The organism is Pseudomonas sp. FG1 (assembly GCF_034313875.1).
Taxonomy (GTDB): domain Bacteria; phylum Pseudomonadota; class Gammaproteobacteria; order Pseudomonadales; family Pseudomonadaceae; genus Aquipseudomonas; species Aquipseudomonas veronii.
In genome coordinates this window covers 6,449,807-6,476,408 of the sequence record NZ_JAVIWP010000001.1, presented here as the reverse complement: position 1 = coordinate 6,476,408, position 26,602 = coordinate 6,449,807, and the positions used below count along the sequence as shown (strand labels likewise).

At 62.3% G+C, this 26,602-nt stretch carries 25 protein-coding genes; 11 read left to right on the top strand and 14 right to left on the bottom strand.

Features of this window, described 5'->3' with window-relative positions:
* Window positions 1-56 precede the first annotated feature (56 nt).
* The gene (locus tag RGV59_RS29850) at window positions 57-356 is read right to left on the bottom strand and encodes a YciI family protein (RefSeq protein WP_017847156.1); all 300 of its coding nucleotides are present in this window, start codon (window positions 354-356) and stop codon (window positions 57-59) included.
* Window position 357: 1 nt separating this feature from the next.
* On the bottom strand, window positions 358-954 hold the full coding sequence (locus tag RGV59_RS29845; RefSeq protein WP_126585426.1) for a septation protein A: 597 nt from the start codon (window positions 952-954) through the stop codon (window positions 358-360).
* Window positions 955-1,041: 87 nt separating this feature from the next.
* Between RGV59_RS29845 and RGV59_RS29840 the strand changes: the two genes are divergently transcribed.
* The 5 genes from RGV59_RS29840 (at window position 1,042) to rluB (ending at window position 5,843) form a co-directional block, all read left to right on the top strand.
* Window positions 1,042-1,905, top strand: coding sequence for a PHP domain-containing protein (locus RGV59_RS29840; protein ID WP_026140053.1), 864 nt, complete (start codon window positions 1,042-1,044; stop codon window positions 1,903-1,905).
* A 13-nt stretch (window positions 1,906-1,918) separates the two neighbouring features.
* Complete coding sequence (locus tag RGV59_RS29835) at window positions 1,919-2,548, top strand: L-threonylcarbamoyladenylate synthase (RefSeq protein WP_017847159.1); 630 nt, start codon at window positions 1,919-1,921, stop codon at window positions 2,546-2,548.
* A 60-nt stretch (window positions 2,549-2,608) separates the two neighbouring features.
* Complete coding sequence (locus tag RGV59_RS29830; RefSeq protein WP_185833572.1) at window positions 2,609-3,367, top strand: segregation and condensation protein A; 759 nt, start codon at window positions 2,609-2,611, stop codon at window positions 3,365-3,367.
* A 12-nt stretch (window positions 3,368-3,379) separates the two neighbouring features.
* Complete coding sequence (gene scpB / locus RGV59_RS29825; RefSeq protein ID WP_046382275.1) at window positions 3,380-4,306, top strand: SMC-Scp complex subunit ScpB; 927 nt, start codon at window positions 3,380-3,382, stop codon at window positions 4,304-4,306.
* Window positions 4,307-4,598: 292 nt separating this feature from the next.
* Window positions 4,599-5,843, top strand: coding sequence for a 23S rRNA pseudouridine(2605) synthase RluB (gene rluB / locus RGV59_RS29820; RefSeq protein ID WP_017847162.1), 1,245 nt, complete (start codon window positions 4,599-4,601; stop codon window positions 5,841-5,843).
* Between the two features lie 189 nt (window positions 5,844-6,032).
* Here the strand turns inward: rluB and RGV59_RS29815 are convergent, their stop codons facing one another.
* Window positions 6,033-6,992 carry a hypothetical protein gene (locus RGV59_RS29815; protein WP_017847163.1) on the bottom strand — a complete coding sequence of 320 codons (960 nt, stop codon included), beginning with the start codon at window positions 6,990-6,992 and terminating at the stop codon, window positions 6,033-6,035.
* Between the two features lie 73 nt (window positions 6,993-7,065).
* Window positions 7,066-7,203 carry a hypothetical protein gene (locus RGV59_RS29810; protein WP_003175756.1) on the bottom strand — a complete coding sequence of 46 codons (138 nt, stop codon included), beginning with the start codon at window positions 7,201-7,203 and terminating at the stop codon, window positions 7,066-7,068.
* A gap of 648 nt (window positions 7,204-7,851) precedes the next feature.
* Here RGV59_RS29810 and RGV59_RS29805 point away from each other — a divergent pair.
* Window positions 7,852-9,267 carry an amino acid permease gene (locus RGV59_RS29805; protein ID WP_102617889.1) on the top strand — a complete coding sequence of 472 codons (1,416 nt, stop codon included), beginning with the start codon at window positions 7,852-7,854 and terminating at the stop codon, window positions 9,265-9,267.
* 110 nt (window positions 9,268-9,377) lie between these two features.
* Window positions 9,378-9,791, top strand: a complete 414-nt coding sequence (gene arfB / locus RGV59_RS29800; RefSeq protein ID WP_017847165.1) for an alternative ribosome rescue aminoacyl-tRNA hydrolase ArfB — start codon at window positions 9,378-9,380, stop codon at window positions 9,789-9,791.
* Here the strand turns inward: arfB and RGV59_RS29795 are convergent.
* The 4 genes from RGV59_RS29795 to RGV59_RS29780 all read right to left on the bottom strand — a co-directional run bounded on the left by RGV59_RS29795 (window position 9,788) and on the right by RGV59_RS29780 (window position 11,945).
* Window positions 9,788-10,984 carry an MFS transporter gene (locus tag RGV59_RS29795; RefSeq protein WP_017847166.1) on the bottom strand — a complete coding sequence of 399 codons (1,197 nt, stop codon included), beginning with the start codon at window positions 10,982-10,984 and terminating at the stop codon, window positions 9,788-9,790. The two genes, arfB and RGV59_RS29795, sit on opposite strands and share 4 nt — an antisense overlap.
* 103 nt (window positions 10,985-11,087) lie before the next feature.
* Entirely contained in the window at window positions 11,088-11,270 is a 183-nt protein-coding gene (locus tag RGV59_RS29790) for a hypothetical protein (protein WP_017847167.1), read from the bottom strand.
* Between the two features lie 74 nt (window positions 11,271-11,344).
* A complete protein-coding gene (locus RGV59_RS29785) occupies window positions 11,345-11,473 on the bottom strand; it encodes a hypothetical protein (protein ID WP_017847168.1) in 129 nt (42 codons plus the stop codon).
* Between the two features lie 160 nt (window positions 11,474-11,633).
* Window positions 11,634-11,945, bottom strand: coding sequence for a DUF962 domain-containing protein (locus RGV59_RS29780; RefSeq protein WP_017847169.1), 312 nt, complete (start codon window positions 11,943-11,945; stop codon window positions 11,634-11,636).
* 160 nt (window positions 11,946-12,105) lie between these two features.
* Between RGV59_RS29780 and RGV59_RS29775 the strand changes: the two genes are divergently transcribed.
* The gene (locus tag RGV59_RS29775) at window positions 12,106-13,164 is read left to right on the top strand and encodes an AraC family transcriptional regulator (protein ID WP_126585424.1); all 1,059 of its coding nucleotides are present in this window, start codon (window positions 12,106-12,108) and stop codon (window positions 13,162-13,164) included.
* Here the strand turns inward: RGV59_RS29775 and RGV59_RS29770 are convergent.
* Window positions 13,121-14,575 (bottom strand): TrkH family potassium uptake protein, encoded by a 1,455-nt coding sequence (locus RGV59_RS29770; protein WP_017847171.1) that lies wholly within the window; start codon window positions 14,573-14,575, stop codon window positions 13,121-13,123. The two genes, RGV59_RS29775 and RGV59_RS29770, sit on opposite strands and share 44 nt — an antisense overlap.
* Window positions 14,576-14,732: 157 nt before the next feature.
* On the opposite strand from RGV59_RS29770, the gene RGV59_RS29765 reads away from it, so the two are divergent.
* A complete protein-coding gene (locus RGV59_RS29765) occupies window positions 14,733-18,968 on the top strand; it encodes a dermonecrotic toxin domain-containing protein (protein WP_185833571.1) in 4,236 nt (1,411 codons plus the stop codon).
* A 78-nt stretch (window positions 18,969-19,046) separates the two neighbouring features.
* On the opposite strand, the gene RGV59_RS29760 is transcribed toward RGV59_RS29765, so the two are convergent.
* From RGV59_RS29760 to RGV59_RS29740, 5 genes are all read right to left on the bottom strand, one after another.
* Entirely contained in the window at window positions 19,047-20,390 is a 1,344-nt protein-coding gene (locus tag RGV59_RS29760) for an imelysin family protein (protein ID WP_046489914.1), read from the bottom strand.
* Between the two features lie 127 nt (window positions 20,391-20,517).
* Window positions 20,518-22,569, bottom strand: coding sequence for a putative bifunctional diguanylate cyclase/phosphodiesterase (locus tag RGV59_RS29755; RefSeq protein WP_017847174.1), 2,052 nt, complete (start codon window positions 22,567-22,569; stop codon window positions 20,518-20,520).
* 203 nt (window positions 22,570-22,772) lie between these two features.
* The gene (locus tag RGV59_RS29750; protein ID WP_017847175.1) at window positions 22,773-22,955 is read right to left on the bottom strand and encodes a hypothetical protein; all 183 of its coding nucleotides are present in this window, start codon (window positions 22,953-22,955) and stop codon (window positions 22,773-22,775) included.
* Between the two features lie 155 nt (window positions 22,956-23,110).
* Window positions 23,111-23,707, bottom strand: coding sequence for a superoxide dismutase (locus RGV59_RS29745; RefSeq protein ID WP_017847176.1), 597 nt, complete (start codon window positions 23,705-23,707; stop codon window positions 23,111-23,113).
* Between the two features lie 178 nt (window positions 23,708-23,885).
* Window positions 23,886-24,485 (bottom strand): LysE/ArgO family amino acid transporter, encoded by a 600-nt coding sequence (locus tag RGV59_RS29740; protein WP_017847177.1) that lies wholly within the window; start codon window positions 24,483-24,485, stop codon window positions 23,886-23,888.
* Between the two features lie 100 nt (window positions 24,486-24,585).
* On the opposite strand from RGV59_RS29740, the gene RGV59_RS29735 reads away from it, so the two are divergent.
* Together RGV59_RS29735 and RGV59_RS29730 are read left to right on the top strand one after the other, a co-directional pair.
* Window positions 24,586-25,479 (top strand): LysR family transcriptional regulator ArgP, encoded by an 894-nt coding sequence (locus RGV59_RS29735; RefSeq protein WP_017847178.1) that lies wholly within the window; start codon window positions 24,586-24,588, stop codon window positions 25,477-25,479.
* Window positions 25,480-25,531: 52 nt separating this feature from the next.
* The gene (locus RGV59_RS29730) at window positions 25,532-26,530 is read left to right on the top strand and encodes an NAD-dependent epimerase/dehydratase family protein (RefSeq protein WP_126585423.1); all 999 of its coding nucleotides are present in this window, start codon (window positions 25,532-25,534) and stop codon (window positions 26,528-26,530) included.
* Window positions 26,531-26,602: the final 72 nt, after the last annotated feature.

The following is a 26,602-nucleotide window of genomic DNA, read 5'->3' as shown; positions in this document are numbered from 1 at the left end:
CAGAATAATGAGCAATTAGGAGTGCGCCGAACCGAATTGGTTCGGCGCGACCGCGGTCAAGGCAGGACTTGCTTGAACGGTTTGATCACCACGTCCGCGTAGACGCCGGCCGCTACATACGGATCGGCCTTGGCCCAGGCCTGGGCATCGACCAGGGACGCGAACTCGGCAACGATCAGGCTACCGGTGAAACCGGCGTCGCCCGGGTCGTTGCTGTCGATCGCCGGGAGCGGGCCGGCCAACACGATGCGGCCTTCGGCCTGCAGTACTTTCAGGCGCTCGACGTGGGCCGGGCGCGCGGAGAGGCGTTTTTCCAGCGAGTTGGCAACGTCGGTGGCAATGATGGCGTAGAGCATGTCAGTCCTCGGTTTTCGGCGAAGTGGGGTCGGTGTCATGCAGGTGGCGCGACAGGTAGATGCCTTGGCCGACCAGGAACAATAAGGTCATGCCCAGGCTGCCGAATACCTTGAAGTCGACCCAGTAGTCCTGGAAGGTGAAGGCCACGAACAGGTTGGCGGCGCCGCAGAACAGGAAAAACACGATCCAGGCCATGTTCAGGCGCGTCCATACCGGCTCCGGCAGGGTCAGGGCGTGGCCCATGATCCGCTTGATCAACAGGCGGTCGCCAACGAAGTGGCTGCCGATAAACGCCAGGGCGAACAGCCAGTTCACCACCGGGGCTTTCCATTTAAGGAAGGTTTCGCTGTGGAAAGCCAGGGTCAGGCTGCCGAAGACCAGGCAGGCGACCAGGGTCAGCCATTGGCTTTTTTCGAGTTTGCGCTGGGAGATGAAGATGGCGCCGTAGACCACGATGGAGCTGATGATCAGCACGGCGGTGGCGCTGTAGATGCCTCCGAAGGTCAGTTCATGGCCGGCGAGATCGATGACCCTGGGGTCGAGTTTGTAAACGATGAAAAACAGCAACAGCGGGATGAAGTCGATGAATTGTTTCACAGTAAGAGCCAGAAGCTGGATGTGGCGGCATAATAACAAACATCCTTGGTAGCGAAAGCGCCACCTGACTTGAGGTTACACACTTCCGTGAATGTTGATTTGCACTGCCACAGCACGGCCTCCGATGGCGCCCTGGCGCCCGCGGTGCTGGTTGCGCGTGCGTTTGAAAAAGGCGTGCGAGTCCTGTCGTTGACCGACCACGATACCCTCGAAGGCCTCGACGAAGCGCGCGAAGCCGCCCAGGCCCTGGGTATGCAACTGGTCAACGGCGTGGAATTGTCCTGCACCTGGGGTGGCGCCACCATTCATGTGCTTGGCTACGGTTTCGACCAAAAAGCCCCGCCGCTGGTGGAGGCCGTCGCCCAATTGCGCGATGGCCGCTGGCTGCGCTCCGAAGAAATAAGCCGCAAGCTCGGCCTCAAAGGCATGTCCAACGCCCTCGACGGCGCCCGGGCCATCCAGCAGGAGCTGGGCGACAGCGGCAACGCACCGGCCCGGCCGCATTTCGCCGATTGGATGGTGCGCGAAGGGTTTGTCCGGGACCGCGCCGAAGCCTTTCGCAAATGGCTGGGCGCCGGCAAGCTGGGCGACGTCAAGCAGCACTGGCCGACCTTGGACGACACCGTCGAGACCCTGCGGGCCTCCGGGGCCTGGGTCAGCCTGGCACATCCCTGGCATTACGATTTCACCCGCAGCAAGCGTCGCAAGCTGATTGGCGACTATATTGGTGCGGGCGGCCACGCAATTGAAGTGGTCAACGGGCATCAACCCGCCGAACAGGTCGGCAGCCTGGCGATTCTTGCCCGCGAATTTGGTCTGCTGGTCAGCGCCGGCAGTGACTTTCATGGCCCAGGCGGCTGGTCCGAGATCGGCGAATATCGCCCGGTCCCGGAAGACTTGCCGCTCTTGTGGGGGCGATTCAAGCATGACCCCATTATTGCCACCGTCTGAACAGGTAGAGCACGTGAGTCAATTCTTCCAGATTCATCCGGAAAACCCTCAGCCACGCCTGATCAAACAGGCCGTGGAGATCATTCGCGCCGGTGGCGTGGTGATCTATCCAACGGATTCGTCCTACGCCATCGGTTGTCAGATCGGCGACAAAAACGCGGTCGAGCGTGTCAGACGCCTGCGTCAGTTGGACGACAAGCACAACTTCGCGCTGATCTGCAGCGACCTGTCCCAACTGGGCCTGTTCGCCAAGGTCGACACCGGCACCTTCCGCCTGCTCAAGGCCCACACGCCGGGGCCGTACACCTTTATTCTCAACGCCACCCGCGAAGTGCCGCGCCTGCTGCTGCATCCGAAGAAGCGCACCATCGGCCTGCGCGTGCCGGAACACCCGATTGCCCTGGCGCTGCTGGCCGAGTTGGGCGAGCCGCTGATGAGCGTGTCGCTGATCATGCCCGGCGCCACCGAACCGCTGGAAGACCCCTACGAAATGCGCCAACTGCTGGAAAAACACGTCGACCTGATCATCGACGGTGGTTTCGGCGGCGGCAAGGCGTCCACCGTGATCAACCTGGCCGACGGCGACCCCGAAGTGATCCGCGTCGGCTGCGGCGACCCGGCGCCGTTTATGGCCGAGGCCTGAATGTCGGCCGTGGAAACCGTCGACAGCCAGGCCGGCGCCCAGCAGGAACTGCCGTTTGCCATGGTATATGGCCAGGCGGTCATGGAAATGCCGCTGGACCTGTACATCCCGCCGGATGCCCTTGAAGTGTTCCTCGAGGCCTTCGAAGGCCCGCTGGACTTGCTGCTGTACCTGATTCGCAAGCAGAACATCAACATCCTCGACATCCCGGTGGCGGAAATCACCCGCCAGTACATGGGCTATGTCGAGCTGATGCAGTCGGTGCGCCTGGAACTGGCCGCCGAGTACCTGCTGATGGCCGCGATGCTCGCGGAGATCAAGTCGCGCATGCTGTTGCCGCGTTCGGAGACGATCGAGGCCGAAGAGGACGACCCGCGCGCCGAACTGATCCGACGCCTGCAGGAGTACGAACGCTTCAAGGCCGCCGCCGAAGGCATCGACGGCCTCAGCCGCGTGGGCCGCGATGTGGTGGTGCCCAAGCTCGATGCGCCGGAAGCCCGGGCGCGCAAGCTGTTGCCGGACGTGAGCCTGGAAGAGTTGCTGATGTCGATGGCCGAGGTACTGCGCCGTGGCGACATGTTTGAACACCACCAGGTCAGCCGCGAGGCGTTGTCGACCCGCGAGCGCATGAGCGATGTGCTCGAACGCCTCAAGGGCGGCGGTTTTGTGCCGTTTGTCGAGCTGTTCACCGCCGAAGAAGGGCGCCTGGGAGTGGTGGTGACCTTTATGGCGATCCTTGAGCTGGTCAAGGAATCCTTGGTCGAGCTGGTCCAGAATGAGCCTTTTGCGGCTATCCACGTGCGGGCGCGAGCCGAATAACGAGCTGAATCGATGAATCTGACTGAACCCCGCGAACTGGCCCCGCTGCTGGAGGCCTTTCTTCTGGCCTCGGGTAAGCCGCAATCCCTGGAGCGCCTGTTCGAACTCTTTGAAGAGGCCGAACGTCCTGAACCGCCGGTCTTCAAGAAAGCCCTGGAGATCCTGCGCAAGTCCTGCGACGGCCGTGCCTTTGAACTGCGCGAAGTGGCGTCGGGTTATCGCCTGCAGATACGTGAGAAGTTTTCCCCATGGGTCGGCCGCTTGTGGGAAGAACGCCCGCAGCGTTATTCCCGGGCGATGCTGGAAACCATGGCGCTGATCGCCTATCGCCAGCCGATCACCCGTGGTGAAATCGAGGACGTGCGCGGTGTGGCGGTCAACAGCCATATCGTCAAGACGTTGCTGGAGCGCGAGTGGATTCGCATCGTCGGTTACCGCGACGTGCCCGGCAAACCGGCGATGTTCGCCACCACCAAGGTGTTCCTCGACCACTTCAACCTGAAAAACCTCGACGACCTGCCGCCCTTGGCCGAATTGCGCGAGATGGAAACCGAGCCGGAACTCGACTTCGACGACGCCCCGGTCCCGGCGAGCCTGCAGGAACTGGCCGATGCCACGGCCGAGCCGGAAGAACCGAAGGACGAAACCAGTTTCCATACCTTGTTGCTGGAACTGGATGACATGGAGCAGGGGATCAAGACCGACTTCGATGACTTGCTGCGTGATGGCGCGGCCGAGCCCGAAAGCCAGGTGAATGTTGAAGTCGAGCCAGAGCCCGAAGCGGAACCTGAGGAAGACATCCTCGGCGTCGCCCAAGCCCGCGAAAAACTCCTGGCCGCCGTCGCCGCCCTCGAACAGCCGCCGCTGAGCGACGAAGAGGACGAAGCCCGTGCCCTGGCCGAAGCCATCGAGGCCGAGCGCCGTCAGCTCGACGACTGACGCCCACCGGCTGTAGGAGCGAGCTTGCTCGCGAAAAAACCAAGAACACCGCAGACAACCAGATTCCCCGCGTTATCGTTGACGATTTTCGCGAGCAAGCTCGCTCCTACAGCCGGTGGGCACCACCGGTCGGCGGAAAAACCACCGACTCGGCACTTATCGACTAGCCTCTGATGCGCAACGCGCGCCATGCGCGTATGATTCGCGACCCTTTGCCGATGTATTCGGCCAAAGCCCCGCTTTCAACACTCTTCAGGCCACGCCTGAATCGACCCACCGGGAGGTGCTTAAGATGAACGACAAAGACCAGAACGACAGCCAGGAAATCGGCCCAGCAGGCGAAAAACTGCAAAAGGTGCTGGCGCGTATCGGCGTGGGCTCGCGCCGCGACGTCGAGGCCTGGATCACCCAGAAGCGCATCAAGGTCAACGGCGTTGAAGCCACCCTTGGCCAGCGCGTCGACCTGCACGATGCAATCACTATTGATGGCAAGGTCATCAAGCGTGAAGAGGCCGCCGAATCGGTGCGCCGCGTGATCATGTACAACAAGCCCGATGGCGAGATCTGCACCCGTGACGATCCGGAAGGCCGTCCGACCGTGTTCGACAAGATGCCAAAGCCCAAAGAAGGCCGTTGGATCAACATCGGCCGTCTCGACATCAACACCACCGGCTTGCTGATGTTCACCACCGACGGTGAGCTGGCCAACCGCCTGATGCACCCGTCCTACGAGATGGACCGCGAATACGCCGTGCGTGTGCGTGGTGAAGTCGACGACGAGATGATCGAACGCTTGAAAGCTGGCGTCGTCCTCGAAGACGGCCCGGCCAAGTTCACCGACATCAAGCAAGCACCCGGCGGCGAAGGTTTCAACCACTGGTACCACTGCGTGGTGATGGAAGGTCGCAACCGTGAAGTGCGTCGCCTGTGGGAATCCCAGGGCCTGGTGGTCAGCCGCCTGAAGCGCGTGCGCTTCGGTCCGGTGTTTCTCAACTCCGACCTGCCGATGGGCCGCTGGCGCGAAATGAGCCAGTACGAAGTCGACATCCTCAGCGCCGAAGTCGGCCTGACGCCGGTCGCGATGCCGCAGATGAACGCCAAGAGCAAAGACAAGCTCGAACGCATGCAGCGTAAATCGTCGCGCCCGGTGGCTCGCACCGAACGCGTTGCCCGCACCCTGCGCCCGGCGCTGGATGCACCGGCTACCGGCGGGCGGATTTCCCGTGAGCCGCACATTGAAGGCGAACGTCGTCCAACCGCGCCATCGCGTCAGGAAGGCGAACGTGCGCCACGCACGCCGCGTCCTGCCGGCCGTGGCGAAGCGCCAAGCGGTGGTCGCGGTAATCGCGGTGAAGCCGGTCGCGGTGCGCCCGCAGGTCGCCCGGCCGACAACGCCAGCACCAAGCGCCCAGCCAAGCCCGCGCCGAACAAGCGCCCAGGCCTGAAACTGGTGGCGGACGAGCCCTCGGGCAAGCGCCGTGGCGCGCCGGCCGGTTCCGGTCAACGCCCGGGTTTTGGTCGCAAGAAACCGCAGTGATGTAAGCGCTGCATAAAAACGCCAACCCTCGGGTTGGCGTTTTTTTTGGATCTGCATTTGCAATGCCATCAACTGTGGGAGGGAGCTTGCTCCCGATAGCAGTCTATCTGCTTGCACATGCATTGACTGAACCACCGCTATCGGGAGCAAGTCGAATCGTCGCACCGCCCCTCCCACAGTTGGATCTGATCAGAACGCAAAGGTGCCATCGAACACCGGCTTGTCATCCAGCGCCAACACCCCGCTGGCGAAGATCAAATCCAGGTGATGACTGCCTTTCTGCCCGCCACCCAACCCAAGGTGCAGGCCGCAGTGACGCTCTTCGAACCCGGCGTTGCGCGCATACAGATCCTTGACCCCTTCATTGGTACCGATCCCCAGTTCCTCCACGCGGCGGTTCGATGGGTTGGCGTTCAGGTACTTGTTGAAATCGTCCGCCAGCCCCGGGACGTCGCTGGCCACACTGCAGATGGTCGAGTTTTCGATCCACAGCTCCAGCGGTGATTGCAGCACGCCATATTTGCGTGCGAAGGGGATGGTGCTGAGGAAGGTGCCGACAAACCGCACCTGGCCGTTGATGGCTTCGCTGTGGGTGGCGATCTCGCCGGGGGCCAGGTCGTGGTTGCCGATGCCGTTGATATTGGTCCACTTCTTGATGCTGCTCAGCGGTGCTCGCAGGCGTGAGCCGTGCCGATCGCTGAAGCTCAGCACCGAGGCCTGGGACATGCGTCGGATCAGCGTGGCGTTGAGGTCGGCGATGCGTTGCGGCTCGACGCTGAAGGTGTCGTAGAAGTAGTCGCCGTAGTCCTTGAACAGCAGGGATTTTTTCCAGTGCTCGGCCATTACGCCATGCAAGGCGCGGATAAAGTCCGGGCCTTCGGCGCGGGGGTTGGGCAGGGTCGAGGCGTCGTAGAAAAACAGGTACAGGTCGCAGGTTTCGATGGCTTCGGCCAGGGTGTCGCTGGCGGCCAGGTCCAGGCGCTGCACCTGGAAGTTGAAGCGGGCGGCGCTGCCGAGGCTGATCGCCTGGGCAATCGCCTCGTAGCGTTCGGTATGGCCCAGCAGCACGGTCGGCCGGCTCAAGCCGCTGAGGGCCGGATGGTGGGCGAGGTAGTAGAGAAAGTGTTCGACGGCGCGGGCCTTGTCCATGACGGGTGTCCTTGTGTGCCTTGGGTAAGGGGGCAGGTGCAGCGCACTGCACCTGCCGGATGCCTGCCGAGGGTTAGAACGGCCACATCGCGGTGCCAAAAGGCACCACGGCATCGGCTTGCATCATTTCAACGGCGGCCTCATGGGTCGGCGCTTCAAACCAATCGTCGAGTTGCAGTTCGGTTTCCAGGTCGTTTTCCAGTGCTTGCATGGTGTATCTCCTAGAGGACGTTGTTTGAGAACGGCTTACCCGCGGGCTTCGCAGGGCAAGTGAAAGAACCTAGGTGAGAGTGTTTCGGAATGCAAAAATTTTATTGACACGGTCTCATTTGGATTTTTTGTTCTGTTTTTGACGCGCCATTTTTTCCCCATGCAAAACAGCGCACTGGGGCAGGCGAGTGTTCGGATATGTCCTACCGCCAATTTTTTGTGAACTGACAGATACTGGCTGGGTGTAACGCCGATTTTCCGCGCTGTAACGATTGATTTACGCAAAAGGCCTGCGGTATTGGGCCGGTGCCGTGCTGTAAGGAATACCTGACAGATTGTCGCGGAGGCTCGCGAGGGCCGTCCGCAAGCGGTCGAGCGGTGTACAATGCGCCGCGTTTTACTGTGACCCCCTTGCGTAACCGCGCAAAAGGCCAAGACCTCAGGGTTAATCCACCCTGATCACTCCGCCTGGCCACGAGCCAGACGGGTTCGATTTCGTCACAGATAAAAACAAACAGGTGACGCATGACCGATAGAACGACGCTGTATTCCTGGTGCCTGCGCTGGGGTTTGAGCGGCGCTGCTTGAGTCGAACAACAAGGCAGCAACCTGCATTCAACATCATCAAACCTTGCGTGAGAGCCTTTTCATGAGTGGACCCGATTCCTCTTCAGGCGAACTGAAACGTGGCCTGAAAAACCGTCATATCCAGTTGATCGCCCTCGGTGGCGCCATCGGCACCGGCCTGTTCCTGGGCTCGGCCGGGGTGCTCAAATCCGCCGGCCCGTCGATGATCCTGGGCTATGCCATCTGCGGCTTCATTGCCTTCATGATCATGCGCCAACTCGGCGAAATGATCGTCGAAGAGCCGGTAGCCGGTTCCTTCAGCCACTTTGCCCACAAATACTGGGGCGGTTTCGCTGGCTTCCTGTCGGGCTGGAACTGCTGGATTCTGTACATCCTGGTGGGCATGTCGGAGCTGACGGCTGTCGGCAAATACGTGCATTACTGGTGGCCGGAGATTCCGACCTGGGTGTCGGCGGCGGCGTTTTTCGTGTTGATCAACCTGATCAACCTGGCCAACGTCAAAGTCTTCGGCGAGGCCGAGTTCTGGTTCGCCATCATCAAGGTGGTGGCCATCGTCGGCATGATCGCCCTGGGCAGCTACCTGCTGGTCAGCGGCAGCGGCGGCCCGCAAGCCTCGGTGAGTAACCTGTGGGAACACGGCGGCTTCTTCCCCCACGGTGTCGGTGGGTTGGTGATGGCCATGGCGCTCATCATGTTCTCCTTCGGTGGCCTGGAAATGCTCGGCTTTACCGCGGCCGAAGCCGACCAGCCACGCACTGTGATTCCCAAGGCGATCAATCAGGTGATCTACCGCATCCTGATCTTCTACATCGGCGCCCTGGTGGTGCTGTTGTCGCTGACGCCGTGGGACAGCCTGCTGGCGACCCTCAATGCGTCCGGCGATGCCTATAGCGGCAGCCCGTTCGTGCAGGTGTTCTCGATGCTCGGCAGCAACACTGCCGCGCATATCCTCAACTTTGTGGTGCTGACCGCCGCGCTGTCGGTGTACAACAGCGGCACCTACTGCAACAGCCGCATGCTGCTGGGCATGGCCGAGCAGGGCGACGCGCCGCGGGTGTTGGCGAAGATCGACAAGCGCGGCGTGCCGGTGCGCTCGATCCTCGCCTCGGCGGCGATCACCCTGGTGGCGGTGCTGATGAATTACCTGATCCCGCAACACGCGCTGGAACTGCTGATGTCGCTGGTGGTGGCCACGCTGGTGATCAACTGGGCGATGATCAGCTTCTCCCACTTCAAGTTCCGCCAGCACATGAACCGCACCGGCCAGGTGCCGTTGTTCAAGGCGCTGTGGTATCCGTATGGCAATTACCTGTGCCTGGCGTTCGTGGTGTTTATCCTGGTGATCATGCTGATGATTCCGGGGATTCAGGTCTCGGTGTATGCGATCCCGGTGTGGGTGGCGTTCATGGGGCTGTGTTACTGGATCAAGAACAAGCGCCGCGCGGATCAGCGTCTGGCGATGGCCGCGCTGGAGTAACCCTTCGATGCTGTTGAGCAAACCCGGCCGCGTGCCGGGTTTGTCGTTTGAAGGGATGGGCGGGGCGCATTCGCGTATCCTTGGGCTCCCCTTAGAGGAACCCGTTGCTCATGCTGGTGATTTCCAACAACGTCCACTTGCCCGACGCCGAGATCGAGCTGACCGCCATTCGCGCCCAGGGCGCCGGCGGGCAGAACGTCAACAAGGTGTCGAGCGCGGTGCATCTGCGCTTTGATATTCCGGCCTCGTCGTTGCCGGAATTCTATAAGGAGCGCTTGCTGGCACTGCGCGACAGTCGGATTACCAGCGACGGCGTGCTGGTGCTCAAGGCCCAGCAATACCGCACCCAGGAACAGAACCGCGCCGATGCGCTGGAGCGCCTGGTGGAGTTGATCCTCAGCGCCACCAAGGTGGAGAAGAAACGCCGCCCGACCAAACCGACCCTGGGCTCGAAGAAACGCCGCCTCGAATCCAAGACCAAGCGCGGCAGCATCAAGGCCGGGCGCGGCAAGGTCGACTTCTAGGCGTCGCGCGCCTCACGGGCCTTGGGTGCTTGCCGGTACAGGTAGACACTCAGCAGCAACCCGACCAGGGCGGCGAGGGCGGCGAACAGGAAGATCGACGCAAAGCCAAAGCCGGCCGCCACGGCCCCGGCCAGCGGGCCGGTGATCCCCAGCGACAGGTCGATGAACAGCGAGTACGCGCCCACCGCCGAACCCCGGCTGGACGCAGGCACCAGATTGACCGCCTCCACTCCCAGCGCCGGAAACACCAAAGAAAAACCGAAGCCGCTCAACGCCGCGCCCGCCAGTGCCCACGGCGCATCCGGCGCCAGCCACAGCAACAGCAGGCCCAGCACCTCCACCGACAGGCAGGCGATCGCCACGCGAAAGCCGCCGATGCGGTTGATCAAATTGCCGAACAACAGGCGCGCGCCGATAAAACTGGCGCCGAACAGGCTCAGTGCCCACACCGCGTTATCCCAATGCTGGGTGGTGTAATACAAGGTGATGAAGGTGGCGATGGTGCCAAAGCCGATGGAGCCCAGCGCCAGTGCGCAACCGTGGGGCAATACCCGGCCCAGCACATTCATGAAAGGCAGGCGCACCCCGGCGACAATTGGTGCCGGCTCTTTGCGCCACGCCAGCAGCAGGCCCACCGCCGCCAGCAGCAGGATACTCACGCCCATGCTCCACAAGCCGAGGTGACGCACCAGCAGCACCCCCAACGGCGCGCCGACCGCCAGGGCGCCATAGCTGGCGATGCCGTTCCACGAGATGACCTTCGCCGTGTTCGCCGCCCCCACCCGGCCAATGCCCCAGCCGATGGCGCCCGAACCTACCAGGCTTTCGGCACTGCCCAGCACCAGGCGGCCGATGAGCAGGCTACCCAGGCTCAGTGCCGGCAGGCTGGAAAACCACGCCGCGAGCAACATGAACACGCCGCTCAGGCCGCAGCCCGCCAGGCCGATCAGCACGGCGCGCTTGCTGCCCAGGTTATCGATGATGCGCCCGGCATACGGCCGGCTCAGCAGGGTGGCGAGGTATTGCACACTGATCACCAGCCCGGCGATCACCGCGCCAAAGCCCAGCTCACTGTGGACATAGCCCGGCAACACGGCCAGGGGAATGCCGATATTCAGGTAGCCGATAAAGGTGAACAACACGATGGAAACAACTTGCAGCGTGACCGCCATGGGGCGCTGGGTATCTGGCATGGGAAGGGTCCACTGTCGCAGCAGGTAAAGATAGGCTGCTAATGATACCGATGCTTTGGCCCGCGCAGGGCAGTAAAAAGCCAAAACGTCGGTCTAAACCGCGTCAGGACCGGACAGGGGCGAGCAATTGCGTGGTGACCAGGGCGGCCAAGGCGTTTTCCTGGGTGCCGAAGCGCTTGAGCAGCAGGGCCTGTTTGTCCGCGTTGAGGCGGTTCCATACGTCGACCATCTGCAGGGCAGTGTCGAGTATGGCGGCGTTGGGGCTATCGGAGTGGTTGTCGGTCATGGCGGGTATCTCGGGAATTTCAGGCAGTGTGGAAAGCGCTCAAAGGTGCGCTTTCCACACGGTCTGGTACGGCGTCAGTCCTGGCTTTCGCGGTCGACTGGTTTTGCTTCTTTGGCCTCAGGCTGCTTGTCGCCGGCCTGCTGCGGTGTTGGCTGCTCTGTTGGGTGCAGGCTTGGGAAGGGGAGATTAGGTATCTCGTGCATCGTCGTCGCTCCTCGCAAAGTCTGTTTTTTCAATCGCAGGTGATTCCGCGCTCTCAAAAAGCTTTGGCAGGATACAGCACTGTAAATGACAAAAAGACTTTTATATCGACGGACGGACAAAGCGTCATCGTTAAAGCACAAGTGACCAGACGTCGCACGGCTAGAACGGCACTTTGCCCAGGATCATGTCGCGGTACATCACGAAATCCCCGAGCAGGCTGTAGAACGGATGCTGGAAGGTCGCCGGGCGGTTCTTTTCGAAGAAGAAGTGGCCCACCCAGGCGAAGCCGTAGCCGGCGATGGGCACCGCAATCAGCAGGCCGAGGGCGCCTTTGCCCAGCACATACGCCAGAAGCCCAATCACCAGCGTGGTGCCGATAAAGTGCAGGCGCCGGCAGGTGCTGTTGCCGTGTTCTTTCAGGTAATACGGGTAAAACTCGGCGAAGCTATTGAATTGCTTGGTATTTCCCACGGTGGTCGGCCCTCTGATTGTTATGCCGTCGAACAGTTGTTCGGCGGGGAGCTTATTTGAGTCTAGAGTGATCAGTGGTAACAGCCAGTGACATTAGATGCCACTTTAGTATCCTTGCCTTCCTGGCTGCGGTTTCAGCCTGCTTTATTAAGAAGACGCCATGAGCGAACGAACAACTTCTGCAAGCTGGGCGATGGGGATAGTCAAGGCACTGGAAATGGACGGCCTGGATTGCCAGGTGTTGTTCAAGCAATTGGGCCTGGACTATGCCGCCCTCAACGACCCCGATGCGCGCTTTCCGCAAGACTCCATGACGCGGCTGTGGCAGCGTGCCGTGGAATTGTCGGGCAACCCTGCAATTGGCCTGAACATGGGCAAAGTGGTGCGCCCGGCGTCGTTTCACGTGACCGGTTACGCGCTGATGTCCAGCAATACATTGGCGGAAGGCTTTATGCGCCTGGTGCGCTACCAGCGGATCATCGCCGAAAGCGCTGACCTGAGTTTCCGATTATTACCCGAAGGCTATGCGCTGATTCTGACAGTACATGGCGATCACCTGCCGCCCACCCGGCAAAGCGCCGAAGCCTCGCTGGCCTGTGCGCTGGCGCTGTGCGGTTGGTTGACCGGGCGTACCCTGCAACCGCGCAAGGTGCTGCTGCAAGGTGAGCAACCCGCCGACCTCGCGCCCTACAAACAGGCGTTCCATGCGCCCCTGGAATTCAACGCGGCCTATGACGCGCTGATTTTCGAGCGCGCCGACATGGAGGCGCCGCTGCCCACCGCCAATGAGGCAATGGCGCTGCTGCACGACCGGTTTGCCGGTGAATACCTGGCGCGCTTCTCCGAAAGCCACGTGACCCACAAGGCGCGGCAGGTGCTGTGCCGCCTGTTGCCCCAGGGCGAACCCAAGCGCGAAGTGGTGGCCCAGACCCTGCACCTGTCCCAACGCACGTTGCAGCGACGTCTGCAGGAAGAGGGCACCAGTTTCCAGACCCTGCTGGACGACACCCGCCGCGAACTGGCCGAGCAATACCTGGCGCAGCCGAGCATGACCCTGCTGGAGATCGCCTACCTGCTGGGCTTTGCCGACCCGAGCAACTTCTTCCGCGCCTTCCGCCGTTGGTTCGACGCCACGCCCGGCGAGTACCGCGCACGCTTGCTGGATGCGTCGACGGTCAGTGACGCCAGAACGCCGGGATGCACAGAACAAAGACTGTAATGATTTCCAGCCGGCCGAGCAGCATGCCCAGCGCCAGGATCCACTTGGCCGCGTCCGGCAGGCTGGCGAAGTTGCCGGCCGGGCCGATGGTTTCGCCCAGGCCCGGGCCGACCCCGGACACCGTGCTGGCGGCGCCGGTCAGCGCGGTCATCCAGTCCAGGCCGAGCAGCGACAAGGCCAGGGCGATCATGCAAATGGTGATGGCGAAGAAAAACGAGAAGGTCAGGATCGAACGCACGATCTCTTCGTCGAGGCGGTGGCCGTTGTACTTCTGCTTGATCACCGCGCGCGGGTGAATCAACTGGTTCAAGTTGGCCTTGAGCAGGATATAGGCGACCTGGAAGCGGAAGATCTTGATCCCGCCCGCCGTTGACCCCGAGCAACCGCCGATAAAACCCAGGTAGAAAAACAGCATCAGTGAGAAATTGCCCCACAGGCTGTAGTCCCCCAGTGCAAAACCGGTCGTCGTCACCACCGACGTCACGTTCAGGGCCACATGGCGCAGCGCATCCAGCCAGTGCAGGTTGGTGGTCCACCAGTACCAGGTGCCGAGCACCAGCCAGGTCATCAACAGCAAGGCGAGCAAACCCTGCACCTGCTGATCCTTGATCAACGCCCGGCGGTTGCCGCGCAACGTGGCGACGTACAGGGTGAACGGCAGGCTGCCGAGGATCATCACCACCACCGCTACCCAATGCACCGCCGGTTGTTTCCAGTGCGCCAGGGACTCATCGGAGGTGGAAAAACCGCCGGTGGAAATCGCCGACATCGCATGGTTGATCGCATCGAACAAGCCCATCCCGGCCCACCAGAACGCCAGGCTGCCGAGGATGGTGATGCCCACATACGCCGCCACGATCAGCCGCGCCACCATGTGCGAACGCGGCATGACCTTTTCCGAGCGGTCCGAGGACTCGGTCTGGAACAGGCGCATGCCACCAATGCGCAGCAGCGGCAGGATCGCCACCGCCATGCCGATAAAGCCGATCCCGCCGAGCCAGTGCAGCAGCGAACGCCACATCAAAATGCCGGGCGACATGGTGTCCAGCCCGCTCAACACCGTGGAACCGGTGGCGGTGATGCCGGACATGCTTTCAAAAAACGAGTCGGTGTAGCTGATGTTCTGCGTCAGGAAAAACGGCAGCGCGGCGAAGATGCACACCACCACCCAACTGCTCACCGTCAGCAGGTACATGTCCCGGGGACGCAGGTGGATATGTTCCGGGCGACCGGGAATCACCAGGGCCAGGCCGGCGATAAAGGTAATCAGGCTGGCCCACAGGAACGACGGCAGGTCGCTGGTGCGTTCGAAGATCACCAGGATGACCATCGGAACGACCATGGCGATCGCGAGGGTGATCAGGAAGATGCCGATGATGAAGCCAATGATGCGAAGGGTCGGCAACGCCATGAAGTCTGCTCGGGTGACAGGGGAAGGGCGCCATTCTACCTGGGGTGCAGGGCATGTAAACCTTGGCCGCCGATCGGCGGCGCGTAGCTATGTAGCGCATGGTTCAGGGGGGGCTTAGGCACGATGGGTCGGTATGTTTCCTATTCGAGAGGCCACCATGCCGTCTGATTTATTGTTATCTGCACCGCCAACTGTCAAGGACGCCCCGCAACAGGTTGCGTTGCGCGAACAGTTAATGGCGCTCGACCGCCAGATCGCCGAGCAGTTTCAGTCGCCACCGACGTTCCATTCATTTGTGCAGCATGCGTTCGAGCAAGCATTCCCGACCTTGACGCCCAGCCTCGATGTGCGCCACGCCTTCATCCGACTGCCGGAGACGTCCATCCCGCCAGCGACGTCAGAGGCGCAACCGCCCACCGAGGCCGAGTTGCTGCCCACGCTGTTCGATGCGGTGGTGCAACGTATCACCGCTGACCAGCCAGCGAGTTATGCGGGGCGCATGGCGACCCTGCATCGGCTGCCGGCGACGGGCGAAGCGCTGCTGCCCTTGAGCGGTATCACTCCGGCCGGGCTGGATAAATTCCTCGACCGCCTGGCCGCCGGGCTGAGCGCTTCTTACAGCGCTTTCGTGCAAGCCTTCTGGACGCGCGCGCGCAGCCTGACCGATGCGCGCACGCAGAAACAATGGTTGGTGCAAACCCGTATCGAACTGCTGAAAACCGAAGTGGCGCTACTGGCTGCCGACCGCCTGCTCAGCCCCGCCGACCAAGACCTGTTCGCCCTGGTGCTGCGTCACCCGCACGCTCAGGCACGACAGGCGCTGCGCGCTGACCGGCCGTGTGTCTACGCGGTTGCCCTCAAGGGGGCATCCGGCGCTGCGGACCTGACCTTGCGCGGCGCCTTTGTGCTGACCTCCAGAGACCCGGAACAAGCCGTGGTGAGGGCGCAGGAGGCGGTCGAGCCGGCCCGGGTGCGCCCCGTGGACCCAAGCATGAACGTCGGCACGCTGCTGCTGTTTCTGCCGGACTCCGGGCTTGAAGCGTTTGACTCCCTGGCCAGCCTGGATCGGGAGCTGCATCGGCGTTTGAACCACCCCGTCGAATTCGCCGCTGTGCTCGCTGGCCTGGCGGTGGCGGACCAGGCGCAAGGCTTGGCCCTGCATCGTCAGCTCAAGGCCACGGGGCAGGTGGTCTACCATGAACAGCTCGAGTCGCCGTTCGTTGAGAGTGTCGAGGCGCAATGCCGGTTGATGCTCGACAACTTCACCTCAACCCTGTCGCGCTACCCGTCACCGGTCGACCCCATCGAAGTGGCTGAGCTGCCGCAGGTGCTGGACCGGGTCACGGACCCCGGTCGCCTTTTCAGTGCTGGCGGGGTGTTGTGGGGCCGCGAAATCAAGCGCGGGCAGGCGCAGCTCCGAACCTTTCTGCATGACGCATCCCCCGCCGATAAACAGGCGTGGCGCGCCGCGATGGCCGATTATTACGAGCTGCTGTCGCGTCTGCCGGACGCCGAGGGCTTGCCGTCGCTGGCGCAGTTCAGTGATAAACCGACGCTGCTGGCATACGCCAACCAACAGCTGCGCATTCGCCTCAAGGCTGACTATGCACTGGACATCGACCCCGACACTGTCCGCGTACACACCAAAGAACCGTTCGTGCCGGCGACTGTCGTGGTTCCGGGCGCGCCTGCTCCGGCGCCGCGCGAGCCCGGTACAGCGTTGTTCCGGCAGCGAAGCCGCACGCTGACCGAACTGGCCCTGGAGAATCTCGGCGGGCTGGATTTCAACTTCACGCACTTTTCCAGGCTCAGTGAAAACACGCGCAAAAAGCCTGATGAAGCACTGCTCCCCGAAGATCTGGAAGCGGCCCCGGCCTATGACGGGCTGACCCTGCAACAGGTCAAGGATCTGGTACGCGCGGTCAATGTCGGACAAGGCTACGACGCCTTTCTGAAGGACCGCCTTATCACCTCGCCGGCTGCGCTCGCGCAAAAACACACCTATGGCCAAGTCATGCGGCGGCAACTGCGTCTCGACGCCATCGAAGCCAAGATCCACGGCGACTTCCTCCCGGACCGTCTGGCCCGTGGCTTCAATTGGGTGCGGGCGGTGCTCGATGCCCCCGTCGACAGTGATCGGCGCGAGCGCGTCGACGGGCATCGGATTCTCGTGCAGCACTTGAAACTGCGCGGTCAGCGCGTGCGCGGGGTACTGCTGTTCGGCACGGCCGCCGCCGGGGTCGGCTCGATCGTTGTGTACACCCCGCAGGCGCCCGACGGTCGCGTGTTCCACGAGTACGCCAAAGACCGCCTGATGAGCGACTTCATCATCAACAGCAGCTGGCGCGCCTACCTGCTGGGGCGTGTGGAAAGGGCCTTCGAGCCTCACGTCCGCGCCGTGCTCAGGGGCCGCGGCGACGTGTCGATGGTGAGCCTGAGCCGGATTGCCGATGACTTCTTCGAGGAGGCTTATGAGGCTGAAGCGAACTGCGTGATCAACGACGCCGCCGCGCAAGCGAAGAGCACCCGGCAAGTCGACATCGAAACCGGCCTGAACGTCGCCACCGTGGCCTTCGACGTGCTGTCCATGGTGCTGCCGGTCAGGATCATGTTGCCGATCGGCTTGGCGCGCAGCCTGTTTTCGGTGTTCAACGCTGTCGAGGCGCTGGACCTGGGCGACCGCGCCGGTGCCGCACAGTCTTTCGTGCGCTCGCTGGGCGAGCTGGTCGGTGCGCTGGTGGACGGCGCGGTCGGCGCCCGCGCACCGGTGGCGGGCTCCCGGCCAAGGGTGTTGCCGGCGGAGATGGCGCTGGGGAAAAAGCCCGACGGCGTGGCGCCGTTGGCCGGATGGGAAGGCCAGGGCGTGTATCACGCGCCCTCGAACGCCGCGGGTGCCCAGCACTACTTCCTCAATGACGGTGGGCGTTGGTACTCGATCCTCGATGACGGCGACAAAGCCGCCTGGCGGCTCAGGGACGCACGCAAGCTGACGCAATATCACTACGCGCCGATTCGGCGGAATGCGTCGGGGCAGTGGGAAATAGGTTCCCATCCGCTAGCCGGACTCAAGGGCGGCAACGCGCCGGAGCGTGCCCTCAGGAACCTTTACCCTCGGCTGGATGAGGTGCAGGCCAGACGCGTGTTTGAGTCGTTCAACTTCCCGGCGGGGCGCGAAATCGAATATCGGCTGGCCCTGGTCGAAAACCTGCGGCTGAGGCTCTCCACGGCGGCCTTCGAGACCTATCTGAACGTACCGCTTCTGCGGTTTCAGTGGCGTCTGGACGGGATTGATCTGCCAGACCTGCCGGTGGTGGCGACCCGCCATCCGCCGCCCGCCGAGCTGCCACCGAGCCTACCGACGCCACCACGCGCCAGTACCCGTGTCGCGGCGCCCGAGGCCACGGTGGTGCGTCCTGCAAACGAACAATTCATCGAGTGGGGCAGAACCCTCGACGTGGCCGAACTCGAGGTGGTGGATGCGACGCGGGGCATCTATCGGCGGGTTGCCGGTGATCCGCAGTGGCTGGGGCAGGAATACATCAAGATGGACCAGCGCTATTTCGCGATTTTGCCCCGCGACCCCAGCGCGCCCAACGACGTATTGATTCGTGACCCGAGGCGGCCGGCCATGCATTTCCTGGATCTGGAAAACCTGCTGCGCTCCGGCATTTACAATCAGCCCCGACAGGTGAAGTTTGCCACCGGTGACGGGCTGTGGGTCGTCGCCAGTGGCGTGCCCTTGAAAAAACTGGTCACCGCCTATGTGCGCGAGGCGTTTGCGCTGTTGACCACCCGCAGCCAAGTCGAACTCGCCCAGATCCTGTTCAATCGGGCCAACCCGGGGGGCTTGACCCAACTGGGCCTACGCTCGCTGATACGCACCCTGCGGGACTGGCAGTTCTGGCTGCCCACGGCGCAGGGGCGGTTGGCCGATCCGTTTTCGTTGCTGCCGCCCACCCACACGCTCAGCGACGGCAGTTGGCTGTTACCGACCGCGCCCGGGCATTACCGCCGCCTGGACTTTCGTCCGGAGCCCGTCGCGGTGCCGCTGTTCAACGCGCTCCCGCCCGGCTCGGCCGGCTGGTTGCGGAGCTTGATGAGCGAGGTGGTGAGCCGCTGTCGCTACGGCGTGCTTGGCGGCTATGACGTTGCCGGCGAGCTGCTGTTCCGGCGTGCGGGGGATGTCAGGCTGTATTGGTTGAGAACGCGGCGTGTGGTCGGTGAGCGGATTGCCGCCGACGCGCAGGTTGCGCCCTACCGCAGCTTGATGGATGAGCCGACGCGAACCCTGGTCGCCCAGGCTGAGGCCAGTCATAACCTGGTACCGCTGATCGGCGGCATCCAACTGACGACGCCCATCGCGTCGCCGCAGATTTTTATCATTCGGGTGTAATGCCTTCGACTGCGGGCGTAAAAAGAATGCCCCGAACGAGTCGGGGCATTCTTTATGGCGCTTAGGCGTCGGCAGTGATCAGAACTCGTGATCAGCGCTATCCGGGTTCAGGTCGCTGATCCCCAGCTTGCCGGCAGCCGCTTCGATCGAGCCGGTCTGCTTGACCAGTGCGGCGATGGCGTCCCGCACGATCTGGTTGCCCGCGTCGTTACCCGCAGCGATCAACTGGTCGTAGTGCTCACCCTTGTTGGCGTGGTCAACCATGACCTGGATCTTCGCTTCGGTCGCCGCCAGGTCCGCTTTCAACGCGGCGTCGGCGGCCGGGTCGGCCTTGGCCACCAGGGATGACAGGCTGGCGCCGGTCATTTTGCTGCCGTCAGTGCGGGTGTACTCGCCCAGGTAGACGTTGCGGATGCCCTTGGCGTCGTAGAAGTGCGAGTTGTGGGTGTTGTCGCTGAAACAGTCCTGCTCGTCTTCCGGCGAGTTGGCTTCCAGGGACACCTTCATGCGCTCACCGGCGAGTTCGCCGAGCGACAGGCTGCCCATGCCGAACAGCATTTTGCGCAGGCCGTCGGTGGCCGGTTCGGCCTCCAGGGTGGCGCGGTAGTTGTCTTCGACGTTGGGTTTCCAGTTGCCGACCATTTCTTCCAGGTCGCTGACCAGCAACTGCGTCACGGCGCGCAGGTACGTGCGGCGGCGCTCGTTGTGGCCACCGGTGGCACCGTCGCCGGTCATGTAGTCCGACGCAGGACGGTTGCCGGCGCCCGGGCCGGTGCCGTTCAGGTCCTGGCCCCACAGCAGGAATTCGATGGCGTGGTAGCCGGTGGCGACGTTGGCTTCGGAACCGCCCAGCTCATTGAGGCTGGCGAGTTTTTCCGGGGTGATGTCCTTGACGTCAACCTTGTCTTCGCCGACCTGGATCTCGGTGTTGGCGATGATGTTGGCCGTGGCGCCTGGGTTGCCCAGCGCGTGCTCGTAGGATTTGTCGGTGTAGTCGATCAGGCCTTCGTCCAGGGGCCAGGCGTTCACTTGGCCTTCCCAGTCGTCGATGATGGTGTTGCCGAAGCGGAACACTTCGCTCTGCAGGTACGGCACGCGCGCGGCGACCCAGGCGGCACGGGCGGCTTTGAGGGTCTCGTCGTTCGGGTTGGCGAGGAAGGTGTCGATCGCGGTTTGCAGGGTTTTCGCGGTGGACTCGGCATCGCTGTACACCGCGAACACCATGTCAGCGTAATGCGCGACCACGGCCTTGGCGGCGGTTTCGTCGACCTGCCCGGCAGGGGTGGCAGCCGCCGGAGCGGCAGTGCTGGCGGCCGGGGTCGGCGCCTGGGGCGCGGCGGCCTTGTCTTTACCTTCGCCGCAACCGGCGAGCGAAATGGCAATGGCCAACAGACTGGCGGTGGCCAGGGGCATACGAATCATGGCGAACATCCTGCATCGGTCGTTGATAGGGCGCGCGGGGGCCGCGCAAAACTGCAACATAATGCGAAAGATTTGCATTTTCTGTAAAGGGTTATACGAGGGAAATCTCAACTATCGTTTGGTCGTGTCAGAGAATGGCCGCGTTATTGCGTTCGGCCTGCTTCAAATACGCCGCCAATTCCCGTGCCGGCAACGGTTTGCTGTAGTGGTAGCCCTGACCTTCATGGCAGCCCTCGGAGATGATGTAAGCCTCCTGTTCCGCGGTTTCCACGCCTTCGGCGATCACCTGCATGCCCAGGCTTTTACCCAATTGGATAATCGCGCGCACGATGGTGGCGTCGTCGTCATCGTCGAGCAGGTCCTGCACGAAGCTCTTGTCGATCTTGATCTTGTCCAGCGGCAGGCTTTTCAGATAGCTCAAGGATGAATAGCCGGTGCCGAAGTCATCGATGGCGATCAGCGCACCGGAGCGGCGCAGGCTCAGCAGGTGCTGGGCGGCGGTGCTGATGTCTTCCATCAGGCCGGTCTCGGTCACTTCCAGTTCCAGGCTGCGCGGCGGCAAGCGATAGATCTGCATCAGGTTATTCACCACCCGTGGCAATTCGGTGTGGTGCAGTTGCACGGTGGACAGGTTGACCGCCATGCGCAGCTCGGTGAAGCCTTGGTCGTGCCATTCGCGCAATTGTCGACAGGCCTGGTCGAGCACCCATTCACCGATCGCGATAATCGTGCCGTTCTGTTCCGCCAGGGGGATGAACAAGTCCGGCGGCACCAGGCCGTGTTCCGGGTGCTGCCAACGGATCAACGCTTCGACGCCGACCACACGGTGGTCGCGGTAGCTGATCTGCGGTTGGTACACCAGGTAAAACTGGTTGCGGCTCAAGGCGTCGCGCAGGTCTTTCTCCAGTTCGCGGCGTCGGCGCATTTCACTGTCGACACTGGCGATATAGAACTGATAGCGGTTGCGCGAGCGGCTCTTGGCCAGGGTCATGGTCTGTTCGGCTTTTTGCAGCAGTTTCTCGGTGCTGTCGCCGTCTTCCGGGAACAAGGTGATGCCGATGGTGGCGCGCAGGCGAATCTGCTCGCTGTCGAGGGCAAACTCCGCTTCCAGGTCATCGAGGATGCTTTGCGCCAGTTCGGCGGCTTCGTAGGGCTGATCGATATCGGCCTGCACCAGGGCGAACTGGTCGCCGCCGAGGCGGGCGAGGGCGCCGAGGCGGCCGCTGTGGGCGCGCAGGCGATCGGCCAGGGCCAGCAGCAGTTTGTCGCCGGCCTGGTAGGTGAACTGCTCGTTGACGCTTTTGAAGTCATCCAGGCCCACGCACAACACGGCGACGCGGCGCTGCCGACGGCCGGCGTCGATCAGGATCTTGTCCAGTTGCTCCTGCAGTTTCTGGCGGTTCGGCAGGCCGGTGAGAAAGTCGTACTGGGCCATGCGCAGCAGGCTGGATTCCGCTTCATGGCGCAGGTGGGTGTTGCGTTCGATGGATTCGAGCAACTGGTTGGCCGTATTGATCCACAGCCCCAGTTCATTGCGTTCGTGGCCCTTGAGCTGGGGGATCTTGTGTTCGCTGGGGCGGTCGGGGTTGATCGAGGTCAGGTGCTCGATAATCCGCGACAGCGGCTTGGTCAGCAGCCAGTGATACACCAGGTACAGCACCAGGCCCATGGCCAGTGCGCGCAGCACCCCGGAAATAAAAATGATCACCGAGCTGACAATGAAACCCTTGCCGTAGGTGGCCGTGTCGAGCGTGATGCTCAGGTCGCCGTAATACTCGCTATAGGGGCCTTTGCCGACCAGGGCGGTGGTGAACGTGCGCTCCTGGCCGAGAATCAGGTCGGTCAACCAGCGGCTGGAGGATTGCTGCAAGGCGCGGTTTTTTTCCGCGAGCATGGTTTCGTTGGGATGGCCGATGGAGGCCATGCGGACCGCGTCGTCCTGAAACAGACCTTCGATCACCTGCATGCCCATCTCGCGGTCCAGGCTGTAGACGGCCTGGGTCGAGGGGTCGCGAAACATGTCGAGGATGCGCTGGGCATCATCGGCCACGGCCTGGCGCGTCTTGTAGGCATCGAAAACGATCTGCGCCACGCTCAGCGCCACGCCCACGATCAATGCCGACAGCAGCACAACCCGTAGCAACTTCACCGACAAGCTGTTTTTGAGTTCCAGCTTCAAAGGGGCATTCCTTGTCTCATGCGGGTGGCCTTCAATATGCCATGAGTATTGGCAATCTGGTGATGGCAGTCAAAGGAACATTGCGGCGCGATGCTCCATGACGCCATGGTGGGCCGGTCTGTTGCAGGCGGGGTCGTCAGGCGAGGGGGGAATTCAAGTGATGGCGGACTGATTTTGCTCCGCCACCGTTCACGCTTTCCCAATCAGAATTTGATTTGCTGCTGTTGATTCGTTGCGCTGCCGGCAGCACTCGTTGCGTTTTTCAGAAGGTCTTTTGCGACATTCATGGCCATACCGGCGGCCTGTTCAGCCAACGGCATTAGCACGGGGGCGAGTGCTGCGGCTGCGGAGGCTGCTGCTCCTAATCCTGCTGCGCCTGCGATCATAAGTTAATTCTCCGACATTGAATGAAAGGGACATTCCTCTCACTGCCTGGGTGGCAATTTCCACGCAGTTGGTTCCGTCATGCCCGGCTGGCGCCGCCGTCGAACGCACAAAAAAAGCCCGGCAATCGCCGGGCTCTTTTTACTGCAAGGGGTGCTTAGGCAGTGAAGGCCTTGCCTTCGAACTGCTCAGCCACGAACTTCCAGTTGACCAGGTTCCAGAACGCTTCCACATATTTTGGACGGGCGTTGCGGTAGTCGATGTAGTAAGCGTGTTCCCAGACGTCGCAGGTCAGCAGCGGGGTGTCGCCGCTGGTCAGCGGGTTGCCGGCGCCGATGGTGCTGGCCAGGGCCAGGGAACCGTCAGCCTTTTTCACCAGCCAGCCCCAACCGGAACCGAAGGTGCCGACGGAGGTCTTGGTGAATTCTTCTTTGAACTTGTCGAACGAACCGAACGCAGCGTTGATGGCCTCAGCCAGTGCGCCGGTCGGTTGACCGCCGGCGTTTGGCGCCAGGCAGTTCCAGTAGAAGGTGTGGTTCCAGACCTGAGCGGCGTTGTTGAAGATGCCGCCCGAAGAAGACTTGACGATTTCTTCCAGGGTCTTGCCTTCGAACTCGGTGCCAGGCACCAGGTTGTTCAGGTTCACGACATAGGTGTTGTGGTGCTTGTCGTGGTGGTATTCCAAGGTTTCCTTGGAAATGTGCGGCTGCAGGGCATCGTGTGCGTAGGGCAGCGGCGGCAATTCGAAAGCCATGATGATTCTCCTAATCAGGTCAGTTGCGGTGAGCGCAAGGCCGATCACGGGCGGCCAAACAAGCGCCGGGGAGTTTGTACTCTTTGCGGCGCCGGGTCCGGATCATAGCACTCGGGGTGTGGCAAAACCACGCAACAACTGTGTGGGATAGAGGTTCCAGAGCGTTTTGGAATATTCATCATGCACTGATCAATTGATAGGCCACGCTGAACATCATCCCCGCCACCAGAAGGTCGAGCAGACGCCACGTCGCCGGACGTGCTAGCCACGGGGCCAACCAGGCGGCGCCGAGCGCCAGCGTGGCGAACCACAGGAACGAAGCGCTGGCCGCGCCGGCCACATAGGCGCCGGGTTCGGTCTGTTGGGCGCCCAGCGAGCCAATCAGCAGCACGGTGTCCAAGTAAACGTGGGGGTTGAGCAACGTCACCGCCAACGCGCTGAGCAACACGGCGCGCAATGAGCGCACTTTGAGGGCGTCGCCTTGGTCGAGGCTCTGTTTCGAACAGGCCCGCCGCAGCGCGCAGGCGCCGTACCACAGCAGGAACGCGGCACCGCCCCAGCGGGCAATCCCCAGCAGGATCGGGCTTTGCGCCAGTATCGTCGCCAGGCCGAATACCCCGGCGGCCACCAGCAGCGCATCGCAGACCACACACAGGGCCGCCACCGGCAGGTGGTGTTCACGACGCAGGCTTTGCGCGAGCACAAAGGCGTTCTGGCTGCCGATGGCCATGATCAGCCCCAACGCGACCAGCAGGCCGTTCATATAGCTTTGCCACATAGTTGAAGATCCTTGCTCAAGCCGAAACGATGCTGGCTATCTTCCCTGGCATAGCTGTATAAGAAAAACCAATATTGCTGATCGCTCATTAGAGAAACTGATGTTCGACTATAAATTGCTCTCCGCCCTGGCGGCGGTGGTGGAACAAGCCGGCTTCGAGCGCGGTGCCCAGGTGCTGGGGTTGTCGCAATCGGCGATCTCCCAGCGTATCAAGCTGCTGGAAGCACGGATCGGCCAGCCGGTGCTGGTGCGGGCCACACCGCCGACGCCGACCGATATCGGCCGGCGCCTGCTCAACCATGTGCAACAGGTACGGCTGCTGGAGCGCGACTTGCAAAGCCAGGTGCCGGCGCTGGATGAAGAAGGCATGCCCGAACGCCTGCGCATCGCGTTGAATGCCGACAGCCTCGCCACCTGGTGGGCCGAGGCCGTCAGCGACTTTTGCGCCGAGCAGCATTTGCTGCTGGACCTGGTGGTGGAAGACCAGACCGTCGGCCTCAAGCGCATGCGCGCCGGTGAAGTGGCGGCCTGTATCTGCGCCAGTGAACGCCCGGTGGCCGGGGCGCGCAGCCTGTTGCTGGGCGCCATGCGCTATCGGGCGCTGGCGAGTCCGGCGTTTATCGCACGGCACTTCCCCAACGGTGTGCGCGCCGATCAACTGGCGCGCACGCCGGCCTTGGTATTCGGCCCGGACGATTTCCTGCAACATCGCTACCTGGCCGCGCTCGGGGTGGACGGCGGTTTCGAGCACCATTTGTGCCCGTCGTCCGAAGGGTTTATCCGCTTGGCGGAAGCCGGGCTCGGTTGGGGCCTGGTGCCCGAACTGCAGGTCGGCGACCAGCTGCAAAGAGGCGTATTGGTCGAGTTATTGCCAGATAAGCCCATCGATGTGCCGCTGTACTGGCATCATTGGCGCAGTGGCGGGCAACTGTTGGGTTTGTTGACCGACCATCTGGCCCAGGCCTGTGGTCAATGGTTGGTGCCGTTGGACTGATGGCGGGCGTCAAGGCAACAGCGATGAAAAACGAAAGAACACGGAGTAATACATGAAGATTCTGGTCACCGGCGCAAGCGGCTTCATCGGCGGGCGCTTTGCGCGTTTCGCCCTGGAGCAGGGCCTGGACGTGCGGGTCAACGGGCGGCGCGCCGAAGGTGTGGAACACCTGGTACGGCGCGGTGCCGAGTTTATCCAGGGTGATTTGAATGATGCCGACCTGGTGCGCGAACTGTGCCGCGATGTCGAAGCCGTGGTGCATTGCGCCGGCGCTGTTGGGCTGTGGGCGCGCGCTCAGGATTTCCATCGAGGCAATGTGCTGGTGACCGAGAACGTTGTCGAAGCCTGCCTCAAGCAACGGGTCGGGCGCCTGGTTCACTTGTCGTCGCCGTCGATCTATTTCGACGGCCGCGACCACCTGGGGCTGACCGAAGACCAAGTGCCCAAGCGCTTCAAGCATCCTTATGCCGCCACCAAGTACCTGGCCGAGCAAAAGGTGTTCGGTGCCCAGGAATTCGGCCTCGAAGTCCTGGCCCTGCGCCCGCGTTTTGTCACCGGCGCCGGCGACATGAGCATCTTCCCGCGTCTGCTGAAAATGCAGCGCAAGAACCGCCTGGCCATCGTCGGCGACGGTCTGAACAAGGTCGACTTCACCAGCGTCCACAACCTCAACGAAGCGCTGCTCAGCAGTCTGCTCGCCACCGGCTCGGCGCTGGGCAAAGCCTACAACATCAGCAACGGCGCCCCGGTGCCGGTGTGGGATGTGGTGAACTACGTGATGCGCCAGATGGACTTGCCCCAGGTGACGCGGTATCGGTCCTACGGTTTGTCCTACAGTATCGCCGCGTTGAACGAGGCATTCTGCGCGCTGTGGCCCGGGCGCCCGGAGCCGGCGTTGTCGCGCCTGGGCATGCAGGTGATGAACAAAGATTTCACCCTCGACATCAGCCGCGCAAGGCATTATCTCGACTATGACCCCAAGGTCAGCCTGTGGACCGCGCTCGACGAGTTCTGCAGTTGGTGGAAGGCCCAGGAACCGGGGCTGAAGTAAGCTCACAAGCAGCAACACATCGGGAACCGAATTCAGGGTTCCAGGTCGATCAGTGCGGTAGGACAGCGGTTT

Bases quoted from the DNA above. Each gene is read 5' to 3' on its own strand.
- RGV59_RS29745 (WP_017847176.1), bottom strand. From the start codon at position 23,707: ATGGCTTTCGAATTGCCGCCGCTGCCCTACGCACACGATGCCCTGCAG.
- RGV59_RS29850 (WP_017847156.1), bottom strand. From the start codon at position 356: ATGCTCTACGCCATCATTGCCACCGACGTTGCCAACTCGCTGGAAAAA.
- RGV59_RS29815 (WP_017847163.1), bottom strand. From the start codon at position 6,992: ATGGACAAGGCCCGCGCCGTCGAACACTTTCTCTACTACCTCGCCCAC.
- scpB (WP_046382275.1), top strand. From the start codon at position 3,380: ATGAATCTGACTGAACCCCGCGAACTGGCCCCGCTGCTGGAGGCCTTT.
- RGV59_RS29830 (WP_185833572.1), top strand. From the start codon at position 2,609: ATGGTATATGGCCAGGCGGTCATGGAAATGCCGCTGGACCTGTACATC.
- RGV59_RS29735 (WP_017847178.1), top strand. From the start codon at position 24,586: ATGTTCGACTATAAATTGCTCTCCGCCCTGGCGGCGGTGGTGGAACAA.
- RGV59_RS29760 (WP_046489914.1), bottom strand. From the start codon at position 20,390: ATGATTCGTATGCCCCTGGCCACCGCCAGTCTGTTGGCCATTGCCATT.
- RGV59_RS29730 (WP_126585423.1), top strand. From the start codon at position 25,532: ATGAAGATTCTGGTCACCGGCGCAAGCGGCTTCATCGGCGGGCGCTTT.
- RGV59_RS29810 (WP_003175756.1), bottom strand. From the start codon at position 7,203: ATGCAAGCACTGGAAAACGACCTGGAAACCGAACTGCAACTCGACGAT.
- RGV59_RS29765 (WP_185833571.1), top strand. From the start codon at position 14,733: ATGCCGTCTGATTTATTGTTATCTGCACCGCCAACTGTCAAGGACGCC.
- arfB (WP_017847165.1), top strand. From the start codon at position 9,378: ATGCTGGTGATTTCCAACAACGTCCACTTGCCCGACGCCGAGATCGAG.
- RGV59_RS29740 (WP_017847177.1), bottom strand. From the start codon at position 24,485: ATGTGGCAAAGCTATATGAACGGCCTGCTGGTCGCGTTGGGGCTGATC.
- RGV59_RS29790 (WP_017847167.1), bottom strand. From the start codon at position 11,270: ATGACCGACAACCACTCCGATAGCCCCAACGCCGCCATACTCGACACT.
- RGV59_RS29750 (WP_017847175.1), bottom strand. From the start codon at position 22,955: ATGATCGCAGGCGCAGCAGGATTAGGAGCAGCAGCCTCCGCAGCCGCA.
- RGV59_RS29805 (WP_102617889.1), top strand. From the start codon at position 7,852: ATGAGTGGACCCGATTCCTCTTCAGGCGAACTGAAACGTGGCCTGAAA.
- RGV59_RS29770 (WP_017847171.1), bottom strand. From the start codon at position 14,575: ATGGCGTTGCCGACCCTTCGCATCATTGGCTTCATCATCGGCATCTTC.
- RGV59_RS29795 (WP_017847166.1), bottom strand. From the start codon at position 10,984: ATGCCAGATACCCAGCGCCCCATGGCGGTCACGCTGCAAGTTGTTTCC.
- rluB (WP_017847162.1), top strand. From the start codon at position 4,599: ATGAACGACAAAGACCAGAACGACAGCCAGGAAATCGGCCCAGCAGGC.
- RGV59_RS29785 (WP_017847168.1), bottom strand. From the start codon at position 11,473: ATGCACGAGATACCTAATCTCCCCTTCCCAAGCCTGCACCCAACAGAG.
- RGV59_RS29775 (WP_126585424.1), top strand. From the start codon at position 12,106: ATGAGCGAACGAACAACTTCTGCAAGCTGGGCGATGGGGATAGTCAAG.